This window comes from Sphingobium sp. SA916 (assembly GCF_002894065.1).
Taxonomy (GTDB): Bacteria; Pseudomonadota; Alphaproteobacteria; order Sphingomonadales; family Sphingomonadaceae; genus Sphingobium; species Sphingobium fuliginis.
Window position 1 is genome coordinate 1 of sequence record NZ_LXYF01000020.1, and the last position, 677, is coordinate 677.

General features: G+C 61.3%; 1 protein-coding gene. It reads left to right on the forward strand.

Going from position 1 to position 677, the window contains the following annotated elements; all coding sequences use genetic code 11:
* Positions 1–74: 74 nt before the first annotated feature.
* A partial coding sequence (locus tag A8G00_RS03940) for a phage integrase N-terminal SAM-like domain-containing protein (protein WP_253257916.1) occupies positions 75–677 on the forward strand: 603 nt, incomplete at its 3' end.

The window sequence follows — 677 nt, forward strand, 5'->3', positions numbered from 1 at the left end:
GATTGAACGAACTCGCTGACGCTCGACTGGCGCCTTGGGGCTGGCGGGAATGACCCCCTGGTGGGAGGATTTGGTTGCTGAAGACCAACCCCTCACCAGGAGTTCATCCCATGACAGATGTCACAGTAACGGTCAGCCCGCTGCGTCGTCGTATGATCGACGACATGAGCTTGCGCAACCTGTCGCCCGCCACCCAACGCTCCTATCTGCACGCGGTGACGAAGTTCAGTCGCTATTTCGGGCGATCACCGGATCGGCTGGGGCTGGAAGATGTCCGCGCATTTCAGGTCTATCTGGTATCGCAGGGCATTTCGTGGGGCTCCTTGAACCAGATCGTATGTGCGCTACGCTTCTTCTACGGCGTCACGCTGGATCGGGCGGAGATCCCGGAACGGATCGTTTATGCGCGCACACCGCGCAAGCTGCCGACTATTCTGAGTGCCGACGAGGTCGTACGCTTTCTGGAGGCGGTGCCATCGTTGAAGGCGCGCGCCGCACTGACCACCGCCTATGCCGCGGGATTGCGCGCTTCCGAAGCTGCAAGCCTGAAGGTCACGGACATCGACAGCGACCGGATGGTGATCCAGGTCCACCATGGCAAGGGCGCCAAGGATCGTACGGTCATGCTCTCGACGCAGTTGCTCGGGATCCTGCGGACCTATTGGCGGCTCGCCCAC